This is a genomic window from Niabella beijingensis (assembly GCF_020034665.1).
GTDB classification, from domain to species: Bacteria; Bacteroidota; Bacteroidia; order Chitinophagales; family Chitinophagaceae; genus Niabella; species Niabella beijingensis.
On sequence record NZ_JAIQDI010000002.1, the window covers coordinates 2,482,270 to 2,497,686 of the forward strand.

General features: G+C 47.4%; 12 protein-coding genes. 8 read left to right on the forward strand and 4 right to left on the reverse strand.

Annotation, left to right across the window (positions count from 1 at the left end; all coding sequences use genetic code 11):
• Positions 1–14: 14 nt before the first annotated feature.
• On the reverse strand, positions 15–557 hold the full coding sequence (locus tag K7B07_RS26395; RefSeq protein WP_223713549.1) for a hypothetical protein: 543 nt from the start codon (positions 555–557) through the stop codon (positions 15–17).
• 164 nt (positions 558–721) lie between these two features.
• On the opposite strand from K7B07_RS26395, the gene K7B07_RS26400 reads away from it, so the two are divergent.
• Positions 722–3,445, forward strand: a complete 2,724-nt coding sequence (locus K7B07_RS26400; protein ID WP_223713550.1) for a carboxypeptidase-like regulatory domain-containing protein — start codon at positions 722–724, stop codon at positions 3,443–3,445.
• A gap of 355 nt (positions 3,446–3,800) precedes the next feature.
• Here the strand turns inward: K7B07_RS26400 and K7B07_RS26405 are convergent, their stop codons facing one another.
• Both K7B07_RS26405 and K7B07_RS26410 read right to left on the reverse strand, forming a co-directional pair.
• Positions 3,801–4,925, reverse strand: coding sequence for a glycoside hydrolase family 130 protein (locus K7B07_RS26405; protein WP_223713551.1), 1,125 nt, complete (start codon positions 4,923–4,925; stop codon positions 3,801–3,803).
• A 79-nt stretch (positions 4,926–5,004) separates the two neighbouring features.
• Entirely contained in the window at positions 5,005–5,862 is an 858-nt protein-coding gene (locus K7B07_RS26410) for a hypothetical protein (protein WP_223713552.1), read from the reverse strand.
• A 441-nt stretch (positions 5,863–6,303) separates the two neighbouring features.
• Between K7B07_RS26410 and K7B07_RS26415 the strand changes: the two genes are divergently transcribed.
• The 4 genes from K7B07_RS26415 (at position 6,304) to K7B07_RS26430 (ending at position 9,243) form a co-directional block, all read left to right on the forward strand.
• Positions 6,304–6,750, forward strand: a complete 447-nt coding sequence (locus K7B07_RS26415; protein WP_223713553.1) for an SWIB/MDM2 domain-containing protein — start codon at positions 6,304–6,306, stop codon at positions 6,748–6,750.
• 143 nt (positions 6,751–6,893) lie between these two features.
• Positions 6,894–7,247 carry a flavin reductase family protein gene (locus tag K7B07_RS27840; RefSeq protein ID WP_338041413.1) on the forward strand — a complete coding sequence of 118 codons (354 nt, stop codon included), beginning with the start codon at positions 6,894–6,896 and terminating at the stop codon, positions 7,245–7,247.
• Positions 7,248–7,814: 567 nt separating this feature from the next.
• A complete protein-coding gene (locus K7B07_RS26425) occupies positions 7,815–8,354 on the forward strand; it encodes a hypothetical protein (RefSeq protein WP_223713554.1) in 540 nt (179 codons plus the stop codon).
• A gap of 118 nt (positions 8,355–8,472) precedes the next feature.
• Complete coding sequence (locus K7B07_RS26430) at positions 8,473–9,243, forward strand: helix-turn-helix transcriptional regulator (protein WP_223713555.1); 771 nt, start codon at positions 8,473–8,475, stop codon at positions 9,241–9,243.
• 251 nt (positions 9,244–9,494) lie between these two features.
• On the opposite strand, the gene K7B07_RS26435 is transcribed toward K7B07_RS26430, so the two are convergent.
• Positions 9,495–11,552, reverse strand: a complete 2,058-nt coding sequence (locus K7B07_RS26435) for a hypothetical protein (RefSeq protein ID WP_223713556.1) — start codon at positions 11,550–11,552, stop codon at positions 9,495–9,497.
• A 533-nt stretch (positions 11,553–12,085) separates the two neighbouring features.
• On the opposite strand from K7B07_RS26435, the gene K7B07_RS26440 reads away from it, so the two are divergent.
• The 3 genes from K7B07_RS26440 (at position 12,086) to K7B07_RS26450 (ending at position 15,417) form a co-directional block, all read left to right on the forward strand.
• Complete coding sequence (locus tag K7B07_RS26440) at positions 12,086–12,415, forward strand: hypothetical protein (RefSeq protein WP_223713557.1); 330 nt, start codon at positions 12,086–12,088, stop codon at positions 12,413–12,415.
• Positions 12,416–12,523: 108 nt separating this feature from the next.
• The gene (locus tag K7B07_RS26445; RefSeq protein WP_223713558.1) at positions 12,524–14,935 is read left to right on the forward strand and encodes a TonB-dependent receptor; all 2,412 of its coding nucleotides are present in this window, start codon (positions 12,524–12,526) and stop codon (positions 14,933–14,935) included.
• Positions 14,932–15,417: a DUF4625 domain-containing protein gene (locus K7B07_RS26450; RefSeq protein WP_223713559.1), complete on the forward strand. Its 486-nt coding sequence runs from the start codon at positions 14,932–14,934 to the stop codon at positions 15,415–15,417. Before K7B07_RS26445 ends, K7B07_RS26450 begins: the two co-directional genes overlap by 4 nt.

Here is a 15,417-nt window from a genome sequence, read left to right on the forward strand (position 1 = left end):
CTTCTGTATTATGATCAGGGGTTAGTAATCGAATAAGTAAGCGCTACTGTATAAGTGTCCGGCGCTTTCCCAAGGATCTCCGTAGCTACATTTCCCTGGGGGATCGAATACGTAACATCAGCAGGTGCGGCCAGTGCATAAGATCCCCCTATCAGCGGCGCTGCCGTGGTAGAAAGCGATGTGATCGTTTGAAGATTATTACCCGGCAGCGTGGTATTGTTGGCCGTGGCCGGAGCCGTAACCGAAACCGCCGCTGCATTCACCGTCTCGGTATTGCCTCCTGTACCGGCCAGGGTGGCTGCGTTTGCAGCAAGACTCACCGTATACGGAAGAATACTTGTAATTAAAAGATGTCCTGTCATGGGCGTGGTAACACCGTTCTGGTAGTCGGCCAATGTTGTAAAGGAAAGTGTAACATCCGGCTGCTGAACAGTAATACTAAGCAGCGGATTGATCACTACATGAAGATTTGTGGTACCGGTAGTCTGGGCGTTTGTTGCTGTAACGGAAGCTCCCAGAACAAAAGTGGTCGCCACCAAAAGTTTATAAAATTTCATATGAGTCATTGTTCAGAGGTTTTGCTGATATAAATTTACAATAAAAAACAATTAAAAGATAAATTTTATTTTTTATTTTGTAGTGTAAAACCGCTATATCCTCTTAACACTTGCTGAACCTATTATTTTTATATGTACCTTTTCCAGGGTTAAGAAGATGCTTGTTGACATGCTCTTTCTCCGGATTATGCCTTTTTTCCAACGGGCAACAGCAGCCTGTATCCCTCTCCTTTTCAGAAGACAGTGTGTCTGCCATTTATGGCGAAACCTTTTCCAATACATTACGGGTTGCAAACAATTTGAACGAATCCGTTCTTTTAAAAAAGACCGTCTCCGATTCCTTTGCCCTGATCGGCCTGCCGGATACGGTACGGCTTAATCCCCGCGAAAAGAAACAGTTTCCTGTCCGGTACCTTACAAGTGCGTCGCTGATCAGCACCGTGCGAAATAAAATAACTGCCGGATATCGCATCACCGGGAAAACAGGCGCGCTGGTGACTTCTTTTTTTATCCATACCCCCGATGTACAGCAATTCATACTGTCGGTAATCAACCCGGTGAATTATTTAAACACCCAAACAAACACGGGAACGGTACAGGTAAAGTGTATCAATAACGGTTATACTGATCTGACCACTACACTGCGGCTAAAACCCTATCCGGAAGGGCTGGAGATCACCGATAATAACAGAACCATTACCCTGCAACCGGGAAGCCAGCAAGTGCTGACCTTTAATTTCCGTAACCGGCTGGCGCAAAATCTTATTTCAGACTTCAGCCTGTCTGTACAGGCGGTGGAGGCGGTGTCTGGCAGGGAGCTGGGAGCCACTTATGCAAAGGTATTGGTACTGGCCAATGAAAAACGATTTGCCATTGCCGGCTCTACCGACGCCTCGCTGATAAACAACAGTGCACAGCTGAGCTACTGGAACACCACCAATGGCTTAAGCTACTATCAATTAGGCTCAAGAGGGGTGGCGCAGCCTTCCACCCGGAGCGAGTTGCGCTATAACCTAAACCTCAACTACTATACAAGACCTTTTTCCGGGGCAGAAATGTATGATTCATGGATCGCCTACAAAGGCAAACACTTAGGGGCACAGGTGGGAAATATTGCTGAGAACCTTGACTACTCATTGTTTGGTAAAGGTGTTAAACTTTCGGTCTTTCCGGATTCATCCAATGCAGTAAGCGGTTACTACGTCAAGAATAATTACCTGCTTTTTTCAGATATCACCCGGCAGCGGGAAGAAGCAACGATCTGGGCAGGGACTTATACGCATTCAGGAAAAAACAATAACAGCGGTCTCAATTATATCAACAGCAATGATCCTTTTACCGGTGTGCAAACAAACCTTATCAATGCCCGGTCGGGGTGGCAGCTCAAAGGCGACCAGTTTCTGGAACTTGAGGCGGGCTATAGCCATGAAAAACTGTCTGGTGCCAGGAGGGCTAACGAAACCGGTTATGCGGCCGGTTTCCGGTACCGGTATAATAAAAAACGGTGGAGCCTGCTGTCGGACAATTATTACAGCAGTCCCTATTACAGCGGGTTAAGACGGGGCGCTTTATTATTACAGGAGCATATCGATTATCACTTTAATCCGCGACAGCATGTTTTTATACACTACGAGGTCGTTAACAATACGCCCCGGTACCTGAGCAGTTATTATCCCGCATTGTTCCATACCAAAACGGCAGAATACCAGCTGGGGTTTGCAACAACGACACGGGGCTGGCTGATCAACCTGCGCTCTTATTTTTACACCCAGGCACTGGATCAAAAAATCCTCAGTACAGCACTGGCACTGCGTTCCACCTCCTGGCACCTGGCAGCAGATCTTTCCTACACGATCAACGGACATACAATGATGTTTTCCGGTGACTATGGAAATGTAAGGAGCTCCAACCCCTACCTGGCCAATAAAAACTACAATGTATGGCAGGGAAGGTTCAGTTATAGTTATAAACTGATTGGTTTTAACGCAATGCTCCAATACAACCCGTTTTATCTCATCCAGGAACCATTGCCCTGGCAGCAGGGAACATTCCGGCAGTATACCCTGGGGCCTTATCTGCGTTTTGCAGCCTTAAATAACCGGTTGGAGCTGGAGGCCTCCGACAACCTGAATTATTATGGATATTATTTTCAGGGCTGGTCCAATACCGCACAGGGCAAGGTCAGTTTCCGCTTTAAAAAAACCTGGCAGGTCTCTGCACAGGTCATGTACAATACCTATCAGCAATATCCCGGCTATAATTTTCTGCAGACCCAGGTCAGTATCACAAAATCATTTATGCAGAAAAATGCACCGGGCTACAAAAGCCTTTCTGTTGTATTTTTCGGGGATAAAAATGCCAATGGCAGCTGGGACCCCGATGAATATCCCGTGGAAAATGTAATTGCGGCATTGGGGCAATCCCTGGCACAAAGCAATCATAAAGGGAAGATAGCCTTTACCAACCTGAAACCTTCGGTTTACAAATTACAGATCCAGGACGGGAACGGATGGTGGCTGATAAATCCTGTGGACGTATCATTAACCCGTAATCAAAAACTGCAGGTGGCACTGGTGAAAACGGCCACCATATCCGGAAAAATCGTCAGTGAAAAGAATGCCTTCCTGCAGGACGCACCGCTGCTTGAAGGCATCACCATCATTGCAGCAAGTAAACAGGGCGAACAGTTTACTGCTATTACGGATGCCGCCGGAGGGTTCTCCTTTAACCTGCCGGCAAAGCCCTTTACCTTCTCAGCGGAGACCAGGGAGGGAAATCAGACCATCACCAATCAACAACAAACCATAACAATCCGGGAAAAAGATAATCCGCTGATCATTTTCAATCTGACCGATCATACCAGAAAGGTCGATATAAAGCAATTCTAAGCGCATAAATCCAACCGGTGAAACACGCCCGCTACCGGCAGAGAATACCGCGAACAACCCGCAACTATTTTTTGGCGGTTCATTTCGCCCTGCCTCCTTTATAAATGAAATGGTGTACCTTTGAAAGGTATATAAACTCCTGTACCCCTAATAAAATCTTATGAAACGGATTATTCCCCTGGTAATAATTGCAGCGATGGCGCTATCCTGTTCTGCTCCGCGAACAGCCGGCAGAAGCGGAAAAGTTCCTCCTGGTCAGGCAAAAAAAATGACCGGTAGTAAATCGGCAAAACCGTATGCACCCGGTCAACGGAACAAACATTAATGCAGGATGATCAACGGGCGGACCGGTTCACTAACGCTTCTTGGGATCATAAAGTGCAACACCCACCCGTGAATCGGCACAGCCATAGTACAAAAACCATTTTTCTTTGTAAAAGACCAGCCCCTCCAGGAATACGGTGCCGGCAGCATACTGACCAGACCGCTCAAAGGGCTCCGTCGGATAGAGGAATGGCTGGTCCAGTCTTCCGATAACCCGGGTGGGATCTTTTTTATCAAACAGCACCTGCCCGGCACAATAGCTGTTGGAAGGGTACCGGGTATCCCCCCCGGCACCGGGAGCATTTTTCCCATTATATAACAGGAGGATGCCGTTGCCGGTAACTAACGCCGGGGGACCGCATTCCGTAAGGTCGCTGTCAAAATATCCTTTTCGGGGTGCGATTAATTTCAACAGCTCCTTTTTATCATCCAGCACCGGCGTCCAGTTGATCAGATCGTCGGAAACCGCGGGGTTCACGAAATACTCGCCCCAATACATCAGGTATTTTCCGTTTACTTTAGCAATGACCAGCTGGCCGTTTGCAGGTTGCGTGACAATAGAAGCCGATTTACTGGAAACATCCCTGAAACGGCCACCCCATGCGGTTTTGAAGGCCGGACCATGCTTTACCCAGTGCACCAGGTCTGTTGAGGTTGCCACACTGAGCCGGGGTGTTTTCTGGTTCCAGGAAGTGTAAAGCATCACATAAAGCCCCTTTTCTGTTACGGCCACACGGGGGTCTTCACATCCTCCCGGCCAGTCGTATTCCCGCTGGTCATCATTGCCGGGGTAGCACACGGGTGCCGGATAGATCTTCATGTTAATGCCATCTGTGCTTTCCGCCCGTCCGATCCTTGAAGTGTGCGCTCCGATCTTATCAACACCGGAATTATCTTCTGCGCGGAACAAGACCTGTATTTTCCCGTCTTTTACAATAGCCGCAGGGTTAAAGGCAGCGTGCCCCATCCAGGCAACGTTTTTCCCGGACATCGGATCCGGAAATTGTTGCTGCGGATCCGGTGTTATAACCGGCCGGACCGGCTGGGGGCGTGTAAACGGGCCCAGTGCCCAGGAGGGAAGAACAGGCGGTTGCTGTGCCCTACAGCCCAGGCAAAAGGACAACAACAGTAAAAAAGAAAAACAGATTGGTTTCATAGCCGACTTATTAAATGCATACCCAAAATACACGGTCCTTATCAATGAGAGCACCCGGAGTCTTTGTTACGGATGATCACTAATTATCAGACAGAACTACCCGGTCAATTTTTCCAAGTTCCTGTACATCCGGTGCCTTCACCGTTCTGAGCCCGGTCTTCGTAAACGGTTTATAGATAATATAAATTTCATCACCCGGGCAAATATGTTTGTCCCGCTTCCAGGTACGGAACGTTTGGCTGCCGGTTATATAAAGTACCTCATCGCTCGATGTATCTCCGCTGCTATTTACAATGTACAATACCTGGCAGACGATTCCTCTGAAATGCATGACCGGTACCGGCCGGAGCCATGAACTTTTCTTAGAGGCGATATAATAATACCCGGCAGCAAAGACAAGCAGGATTCCTCCTGTGAAATAGGTTGCCGCCCGGTACCGCTCCGGTTCGTTTTTATCGAACAGCTGTCCTAAAAAAAGAAGCAAAAATATAAACGCGCAGAACTTCAGCCCTTCGGTGAACAACAGGATCCCGTTCTTTGTAGCATCCGGCATTTCCATCAGCTGATCTTCGGTGCACCGGTCTTCCGGCATCTGCCCGGGATAGGTCATCTGCAAGAGCAGTATACAATCATCTCCCTGCAGGGAAATGCCCTCCAGCCGTACGGGTACGCCGGCCAGGGATTCCAGGCGCTCCCTGGAAAACCGGACAAGCTGATCCAAGGGAAACACCACGCTGACAGGATGCCCTTCGATAACATATTCCAGTGTGCCGGACTCCAGGTACCCCACCCTGTCGAGCCGCCCCGAGTACACAACCTTATCCCTGCTTAACAACTGCTCTTTTTGCCGTTGATCTAAAAGATGGCGGCCCATGCCGGCAACCAACCGTTTATCGCTTTCCGTCAAAGGCGTGGTATGACCAAATGACCCCTTCATTTCCGCTGATCTTATATGTACAGCTCCTTATTATTCTCAGACCCGTACAAGATATAAAAATTATGCTGTTCGAAATAATTTTACCGCCCTGTGCGCCCCATCCTTCCCCGCCGGGAGCCGGTTTGCCCTGTAAAGGTCCTTCTGGCGTACACCGGCTCTTCAGCAGCATTGGACAGACCGGGCCTTGGGAGCCCGTTTTCAAGGCTCCGGCCGGAGCAGGATAATACCCGATTTATCCCCGGGGAGCTCCGGTTACACCTCCCGGAACGGCAAAATGCTGATTATAAATACCCGGGGGGCCGGATCCTCCTTCCCCGCCCGGGTCCCTCCGCCGCTTCCTCCTGAAAGAAAAAAAGAGATCCGTTTTATATATTTTATTTTTAACCGATGTTTTAGCTAACTTTATAACGTTATCCAAATTTCAAACTTTAACCCATTATCATGGCAACAGCTAAAAAATCTGCTGCAAAAAAAGCAGCACCAAAAAAGGCAGCGGCTAAGAAGGCAGCACCAAAAAAAGCCACAAAAGCTCCCGTAAAAAAAGCAGCACCAAAAAAAGTAGCGGCTAAAAAAGCGGCTCCCAAAAAAGCAGCGGCTAAAAAGGCAGCACCAAAGAAAGCAGCACCCAAAAAGAAAAGAAAAATAAATCCTGCCCTGTTGCAGCCCCTTGCTCCCAGTCCCGCACTCGCGGCTGTTATTGGCAACAAGCCTGCATCCCGCCCGGACATTATCAAAAAAGTTTGGGTATATATTAAAAAAGAAGGGCTGCAGGATACCACCAACAAAAGAATGATCAACGCAGACGACAAATTAAAAACATTATTTGGGGGAAAATCCCAGATCTCCATGTTCGACCTGGCCAAGATTATCAGCGCTAATGTAAAATAACGGCTTTCTTATAAAGAGGCTGTTTCAAAAGTCGGCTTAACCGTGTCATTCCGCTCTGGCTGCCGCCAGTATGGCACATCAATGCAGGCCTTTGATACAGCCTCTTTTTTTGGCTGCCTCCTGCAGGGAAAAGCATTGCAAAAATGAAATCACGGAACTATCATAAAAAGGACTTTCCGGTTTCGGAGGCCCGGATCTACCTGGAGCCCGCTCCTGCTGTATTGTTGAGTTCTTTTTATAAAGACAGGAATAATATTATGGCTATGGGATGGTATACCATACTGGAGTTTACACCCTCCCTGGTCGGCTGTATGATCTCCTCGGGTAATTACAGTTTTGAACTGGTCAGAAACAGCCGGGAATGTGTGATCAATATACCCACTTTCGGATTAGCGGAAACACTGGTTGCAATCGGGAATTGCAGTGGCTACAACCTGGATAAGTTTGAAAAATTCGGATTAACACCGCAAAAAGCAGTTAAGGTAAAAGCCCCCTGATAAAAGAATGTTATGCGAACTTTGAATGCAGGCTGTATGACAAAAAGCTGGTGACCGGTTATAATTTTTTTATCTTTGAAATAGTGCGGGCGTATGTGGCCCGATCTCCAAAATATCCCGAAACGGTTCACTACAGAGGAAACGGCATTTTTATGCGTTCGGGAAAAGAGATAAAAATACCCTCCGCAAAATAAGCACTGATTTTTCCCGGCCCACCGCCGCGATCCCGGCATAAATACCGCTTTTGAGGTATTGTTTCACCACTTAATATTGGTGTTATTTGCATAGATAAAACAGCATCCATTAACCCCACGGGGGGTGCAGGGTATTTTAAACAACAGTTCCCGGAAGAAAAGTATAAGCCAATAGCTGGCGCCGCATTAGCTGTGTCCTGCATTGGTCTGCTCCATCAGGGTTTAATTCTTTATACTGAACAAACAGGGATCAACAAACCGGACATGCGGTGTATTGATCCCCAAAAGAAGGATCCTTTTTCATCTTACTGCCAATAAAACCTGCCTCCCCTTATCCTGCTACAACTAACGCATATTCCCTAAAAGCAAAAAAATGAAACAACTAACACTAACAACTGTACTTTGCTTTGTCCTCTGCAGTTTGTCTGCTCAGAATAAAATAAACTACGACAACCCGGAGCTCACTTTTTATATAACGGAACCTAACGACAGTACCCTCTTTGAGCGCGATGTTGTTGATCTTTCGAAGCTCAGATATTCTTTCAATAAAGAAATGGACAAATTTGAAACCGTTATTCCGTTTATTGTTCGTGAATATGCTGCTTCTCAAAAAACATTCTGGTTTTTTAAACACATACCCGAAGGAGGCAGCGATGTGGCATGGATGATCTATGATAAAAACAATAAGGGCATTTGTAAATCCTTCGCCTCCATGCATTCAAAAAACAAAACATACATGGTGTTCCAGGGCCAGGATGACCTGAATATCCTTGTTGTTCCCGGCAGGTACACCTTGAAACTATTTACAAAAGAAATCCCCAAAGAGGAATCGCTGGTCTATCTCAGGACCGGTATAAGCTCAAAATCATTTTACAGGGGGCTAAAACACGCTGTTTACCTGGCCAGCTATTAACAGCTTGCCTGTAATCATCCCCGCCCCTGTTCAATAAAGTCGGAAATATGATATAATCTGTCAGGTCGGAAATCCGGTGAAACTATTATAACTTTGAAGAAGACCAACTGTAGTTATAATGGGACCAAAACAACATGCGCTAATAGATATCTGGGACAGCTATCCCCTGGCTATTGCAAAACATTCCCGCCCGGCGGACAAGCTGCCAGACATTGAAAAAATTGTTGCCCAGATGTTTGCAATCGGCGACTTTTATCACTACGTTATTGACGTGGCCAATGGCACTGTCTCCGATTTTAACGAAAGCGTGCTCCGCATTCATTCCCTGGACGCCTACCCCATTCACCTGAAAGAGATCATTGACCTGATCCACCCGGACGATATCGGATTTGTGCGCAATGCTGAAAACTGGAGCCTGGAAAAAATAGGCCAGATCGGTTATGAACATCAGCCCGATCTAAAATCTTCGTATTGTTTCAGGATGAAGACCTCAGAAGACAGATACGAACTATTTCATCACCAGGCCATACATGCGGCAACAGATGAGAACGGGCTGCTGCTGCATTCTATTAACATCCATACAAACATACACCATATCACCAGGCGAAATAATTTTATTGTCACCGTTTCCGGCCTGGGCGATCTGAAGATCTGCCACCAGGCCGCACTTCATCCCCGGTCAAATGGCCATACGGCACCTCTGCTGACTAAAAAAGAAAAAGAGATCCTGGTGCTCTTATACAAAGGGCTTACGGATAAGGAAATCGCCGGCAGCATACATCTTTCGCACCATACAGTTCGCACGCATCATAAAAATATCCTGCGAAAACTGGACTGCAGGAAAACGGCCGAGCTGATTAAAAAATGTATTGAGAGCGGTTACCTGTAAGTCATACATCCGTAAAAGGCCCCGTAAACAGATCGTGTTTTATGATGCCAGCCTGTAATCCGGAACCGGTAAGACAGATAACCCCGGTTCGTTAAACCCCGTATAAGCGCGATTGCCTTTACCTTTTCAGAACCCGGCAGGTACCTTACAATATAACAGGCTGCTCATTTAAAAATGGCGGATAGTATGGCAAAAGCATTAACCATATTATCAAAAAGGGAGAACAAATTTGTTCTCCCTTTTTGTGCTGGTTATTCTTCAACTACTTTTACGATTTTGGAGGATCGGGTATTCCCGGATTTATCCACCTGCAGGATCTTCACAAACAAGGTCCGGTCCTGTTTTGTTTCATTCATTCCGTTCTTGGTGCAAGAGGTCACTCCAAACAGAACATACAAGGCGATAAACGGTAACAGGAGCTGTTTCTTTCTTCTCATGGATACCGCAACCAATGCAGCGAGGATCAGCGGGATACCGGCCAGTCCCATGGCGGAGGTCATCGAATGGGCCAGTTCATAATTTATAGAGCGATCTGAATTCCCGTTTGCTGCCTTGGACTTCACCGTAGCGATCGTTTCGAAATGTGTACCGTCTCTGGACACCTGTACTTCAAAATGATCGTTGTCGCGCTCCATTTCGGTTGACCAGTTTACCAGAAGCTGACCATTGGAAAATTTAGCAGTGACCGGTCCGAATGTAACCGGAAGGTATCCGTCCCATTTTATGGTATATGTGCCCGGGGGCTGGCTCTGCTGTCCTGCTGCGTCCAGGAAACTGTATTTGAAAGACGTTTCATTTGTTCCATCCTGAAGATCCGTAAAAGAAAGCAGCGCCGGATCAAAATTGCCGATCTGCTGCCCGGCCGTTACAGGGTTGCCGTTATAGTACATGGTTCCGTTTGAAGGCAGTTCCGTAATAACAATAGTATTGCCGTTATCGAGCGCCCCGTCTTCTGCATCATTTCCGGATACCGGCGTGGTGATGGAGCCCTGGGGAATAGAGCCGCTGGTTGGTGTGGGGATCGTTTGTTCCTTGTTATCCGTAACAGGTGTTTGCTGCACACCAAAATTGGCATTTGTAATATTACCGTTCACGCTCACCCCGGTCAGGATGCCGTCTGCGGTACCATCGCTTCCGGCACCCGTTCCCAGGTTCTCTCCGGTTGCCGCCCACCCGTCGGGAAGTACTACCCCCGGAAATGCCTGGCCCACCGTAACATTATCTTTGGTAATTGCAATGGAATAATCGGCACCCAGTATGTTGGTAAAGTTATACGTACCATCTGCGTTCACAGGCACCGTTGCTACAACGTTGCCCGTTGCCGGATCGATCAGCACGGCATTCAGTCCGCCGGCGTTGGTTCCCGGACCATTCACGGTATTATCACTCATACCATTGGCATCGTTGAGTACATTACCGCTGATATTGTAGGTGGTGAGGGTTACAGCTACCAAAAACTCGTCGCCATTCACCACATTCGTGGCACTCCAGTTGCGGCCAGCCCTGTCTCCGTCCATCAGCACCTTAAAGGTAAGCGAAGTGATATTGCTGCCATTCACCAGAACACTGCCGGAGGCCGCAGAAGGACTGCTGTTATTGGTGCCGGTAGTGAACTGTGCAGAAGAGTTGTATATTTTGTTGTTATTGACCAGGCTGAAAGCAAAATTACCTGCCAGGCGGGAAAGTGTGTACCCGGAATTCGTCAGTTCAAAACCTGCTGCAAATCCTAAAGCACCGTTAGAGCCGTTATAAAATCCACCCATTCCTGTAAAATGAAGGATGGGATTGTTTACCGGCCGGTTAAAGGTCAAGGTCAGATCACCGAAATAGACATTTTTCGTATTGGTGGCGATTTTATTACTGCCGTTTGCATTGATCAACGCATCGCCAATGGTCATCAATGATACCGTGTAATCATTGGTCACATTGATCGCCGGTGTAGCACCGTTGGTGGAATAGTGCGTATTGCCTGACCCGCCCAGCCGGTTCATTAATCCATAGTTCGGAGCTGTCAAAGGAGTATTTCCGTTACCGTTGACAGCCGCTCCGAATACCAGGCCGGGAATATTGGCATTGCCTTCAACAGAAGTGTACTGCTGGTTACTTAACGAATACGTTACAGTGGTAGTGGGACTGTATACTCCGGCATCGCCGTTATAGATGGTCACCGTTTTATCCGTAGTGGATGCACCACTGCCGGAGGGCCCGCCCCCGTTTTCATATTTCAGCGAACGCTGGGAAAATGCCGGGCCGGCAAAAAAGATGGCAAGCAGGGATAGCAACGGCCATCGAGTTAATTTCAGATTCATATATTGGTTTTTAGTGTTTATTTTGGACAAGAACTTCCCTCCTTCCCAAGAACAATGCTGCTACCATTGCATTCAGGAATGTCATCATGATGCTGCGCCGGATTAAAATCTCCGGTTCAGGAATTAATCAATAACGCATGTACTTATACTTTAAAACCCTGGACTGCTTCCTTCGGCTACTATTGCCGGGGTTATCTGATATTGCCAAAACAAGGCAAAGAAGTTCCTGTTTTTTTATCCTGCGCAAATGTAGGATGCACAGCTATTCAGGAAAGGCGCTGTCCTTATTTAGTTATAATTTCCACAAGTCTTTTACGGAATCCTATAAATGATCGCTTTCTTCGGGATGGGATGAGCATTACCTTCTGAAGAGATACCTGATAATTATCACAACCATGCCACAGATGCGGGCAATTGCTTCAATTAGAAAAGCACAGGCCCTGCCGGAAAAAAAATTAAAATTTCTTTTTGATTTAATCAGATAATATTGCAACTTTGTTGCAGTTTTGAAAAAACCTGTTTTTCATAAAAGCGTGATAGTTCAGCGGATCCTGGCCGGGTTCTTTTTACTGCTGATGGCAGCAACCCTGGCAGTCCAGTCGGTTCACCGCCATCATTCAAAAGCAGCGCTTCAGGGTCGCAACCACCAGGATCACTTTGCAGACTATCATCCGCATTGCCTGTCCTGCGATCATTTTCATTACCGAACCGGTTTTATCGTTCCGGTTCTGTCTGCCGTTCAACTGACCCGGCTTTTACCGGTTCCGATCAGGCATGACGGGCGGTATGTTCCGGAGCTTTATGCCATCGCCTTACCACATGCTGCCAACAGGGGCCCTCCTCCATCCGTTCCTTCCGTTTAGATCCGCTTGATGAATCAGCGGTTTTCAAATCCTATTATTTAACGGGTCTTACCAGGCCCTGAAAACAGGTATTGTACTGCAAATCCTGTTGAATCATTCCACTCCGGCATGAAGCTGTTATTCCTGCTTTGCTGCAGTATGGTATACTGTATGGGCAATGCCCAGCTGTACCAACTTGCAGTGAACGTTACCGATCCTCGTCACAACCCCGTTCCGGACGCACAGCTCCGGATCGCAGATCATAAGACCCATGTTGTTACAGACGCCGGTGGCACCGGTCTGTTTAAGGAACTGCTGCCCGGCACTTATTACCTGCACGTTTTTAGGGAAGGATATCAGCCTTTTACTAAAAAGATAGCTATTACAACACATGATCGCTCAATAGTTGTAACACTACAACCGGAAGCAGGGCTGCTTCAGGAAGTACAGGTCAACAACACAACGGCCCGCCAGCGTAAAAACCAGGAGCAGCTGAACCTGGAGATCATAAAAAGCGATTTTATTCAAAAAAACCTGGGAGGCAGCCTGCTGCAAAGTCTTGAACGGCTTCCCGGTGTCAAAACGATCAGTATCGGTTCAGGGCAATCCAAACCGCTGCTGCGGGGACTGGGGTTTAACCGGGTGGCGGTGATTGACGGCTACATCAAACACGAAGGGCAGCAATGGGGCGCTGATCACGGACTTGAAATCGATCAGTTCGCCGTCGAAGAACTGGAAATACTAAAGGGGGCCGCATCCTTTGCCTATGGCTCCGACGCTATAGCCGGCGCTATTAATATAAAACACCCGGTGCCGCCGGCGCCCCGCAGCCTAGGAGGGAATGTTAATCTGATCGGCAAAACCAACAATGCCCTTTACGGGGGTTCGCTGGAGCTGCATGGAAGAACTCAAAAATGGTTCGGAACGGGCAGGATTACATTTCAGGATTATGCCGATTACCGGGTGCCTGCCGACAGCCTGTACGTTTACGACTATCCGGTTCAGCTTTACCGTCATCACCTCAGGAACACCGCCGGCAGGGAATTGAACGGGCATCTCACCACGGGTTATATAAGCGGCCGGTTTAAGTCGGTATTCGACATAACCAACATCTATAATAAGAGTGGTTTTTTTGCCAATGCGCATGGTCTGGAACCCCGCAACGTAAATACAGCAATACACGATGCGGACAGCAGGGATATCTTAATGCCGTATCAGCAGGTCAACCATTTCAAACTGATCAACAGGAGTCATTTCATGATACATCATCATGTTATTACGATGGCGGCCGGATATCAAAACAATCACCGCCGCGAATACAATCACTATGTTACCCACGGTTACATGCCCGCAGTATACCCGGATACGATGACCATCCCGGTCAACCTGGAACGAGCGTTCAGAAAAAATACTTATTCTTTAAACGCAAAGGACATGATAGCATTCGGCAACCATGAACTTGAATTTGGTTTTAACAGTGAGATCCAGAAAAACACCATAAACGGCTGGAGTTTTTTAGTGCCCGCATTTGATCAGAAAAGCATCGGGGTCTTTATATACGATAAGATCCATTTGACGGACCGGACACTGCTGCATGGCGCCCTCCGGTATGATCATACCGGTATCCGCATTCATGATTATACGGACTGGTTTCCATCGCCGGTTGCTGAAAATGGCGACACCAGCGCCATTCACATCTCAAGAGCCGGCAATACCAACCGGGATTTCAACAGTATCACCGGATCCATCGGCATTAATCATAACCGGAAGCACCTGAGCCTGAAAGCGAACATAGGCAAAAGCTACCGTGTACCCATTGCCAAAGAGCTTGCAGCCAACGGAGTCAACTATCACTACTTCAGCTATGAGAAAGGGAATGCGGCCCTCGATCCAGAAGCGTCCTATCAGATCGATGCTTCGGCCGTTCTGGATCAAAACAGGTGGCAGGTGCAACTGAGCCCGTTCTTCAATTATTTCCCCAACTACATCTATTTAAACCCTACCCCTGATCATGATTACCTGTATGGAGCCGGCAACCAGGTCTTTGAATACCGGCAAAGCAGGGTAATGAGATATGGCGCCGAATTACAGATAACCTACCGGCTGCTGAAAAATCTAAGTGCTGAATTTCTGGGGGAATATCTTTATTCCAGACAGCTTTCCGGTAATAAAAAAGGTTACACCTTACCCTTTTCGCCCGCCCCGACAGCATTGATGAACCTGACCTTCCAACCCATAAAAACCGCACCGTTTCATCAGACCTATTTTTCTGTGGATTACCGATTGTCGGCGCCGCAAAACAATATCGTGCCGCCCGAAAAGAAAACAAAAGGATTCACTGTATTGAACATACAGGCCGGTACCCGTTTTATCATAGGAAAACAGCAGGCCCGGCTCAGCCTTCAGTTACAAAATGCATTTAACACGAGGTATATGGTGCACACCAGCTTTTACCGGCTGATAGGTCTTCCAGAGCCCGGCCGTAACCTGATCCTTTCCCTAAAAATACCTTTCAATTTTTTAAATCATAAAGAACAATGAAGTACAATCAATTTTTAAAAATGACGCTGGCCGTTGCACTCTGCGGAAGCCTGATCACAGGTTGTTCCAAAGACAACGACACAAAAACAGATACGGAATACCCGGTCATTGACGTTACCACATCCGATGCTTTTCCCAAACAGTGTTCGGAACTCAGAAGAGGAACCGCATTCTCTGCTAAGATCATCGTATCCGACAATGCGGAGCTGGGTTCGGTGAGTATCGACATTCACCACAATTTTGATCATCACACGCACAGCACCGAACTGGATGACTGTGGGCTGGATGCTCTAAAAACGCCCGTCAACCCCTTTACATTGATAAAAAGTTTTCCCATACCGGCAGGTAATAAGAACCATATGGTATCGGAAGAGATCCAGGTTCCTGCAACCATCGATCCCGGCGATTATCATTTTATGATACGCGCCACCGACAGGGAAGGATGGCAAACCATAAAAGGATTGAGTATTAAAATAAAATAA

Coding starts and splice junctions, on each gene's coding strand:
- K7B07_RS26395 (WP_223713549.1), bottom strand. CDS start 557: ATGAAATTTTATAAACTTTTGGTGGCGACCACTTTTGTTCTGGGAGCT.
- K7B07_RS26405 (WP_223713551.1), bottom strand. CDS start 4,925: ATGAAACCAATCTGTTTTTCTTTTTTACTGTTGTTGTCCTTTTGCCTG.
- K7B07_RS26410 (WP_223713552.1), bottom strand. CDS start 5,862: ATGAAGGGGTCATTTGGTCATACCACGCCTTTGACGGAAAGCGATAAA.
- K7B07_RS26415 (WP_223713553.1), top strand. CDS start 6,304: ATGGCAACAGCTAAAAAATCTGCTGCAAAAAAAGCAGCACCAAAAAAG.
- K7B07_RS27840 (WP_338041413.1), top strand. CDS start 6,894: ATGAAATCACGGAACTATCATAAAAAGGACTTTCCGGTTTCGGAGGCC.
- K7B07_RS26425 (WP_223713554.1), top strand. CDS start 7,815: ATGAAACAACTAACACTAACAACTGTACTTTGCTTTGTCCTCTGCAGT.
- K7B07_RS26430 (WP_223713555.1), top strand. CDS start 8,473: ATGGGACCAAAACAACATGCGCTAATAGATATCTGGGACAGCTATCCC.
- K7B07_RS26435 (WP_223713556.1), bottom strand. CDS start 11,552: ATGAATCTGAAATTAACTCGATGGCCGTTGCTATCCCTGCTTGCCATC.
- K7B07_RS26445 (WP_223713558.1), top strand. CDS start 12,524: ATGAAGCTGTTATTCCTGCTTTGCTGCAGTATGGTATACTGTATGGGC.
- K7B07_RS26450 (WP_223713559.1), top strand. CDS start 14,932: ATGAAGTACAATCAATTTTTAAAAATGACGCTGGCCGTTGCACTCTGC.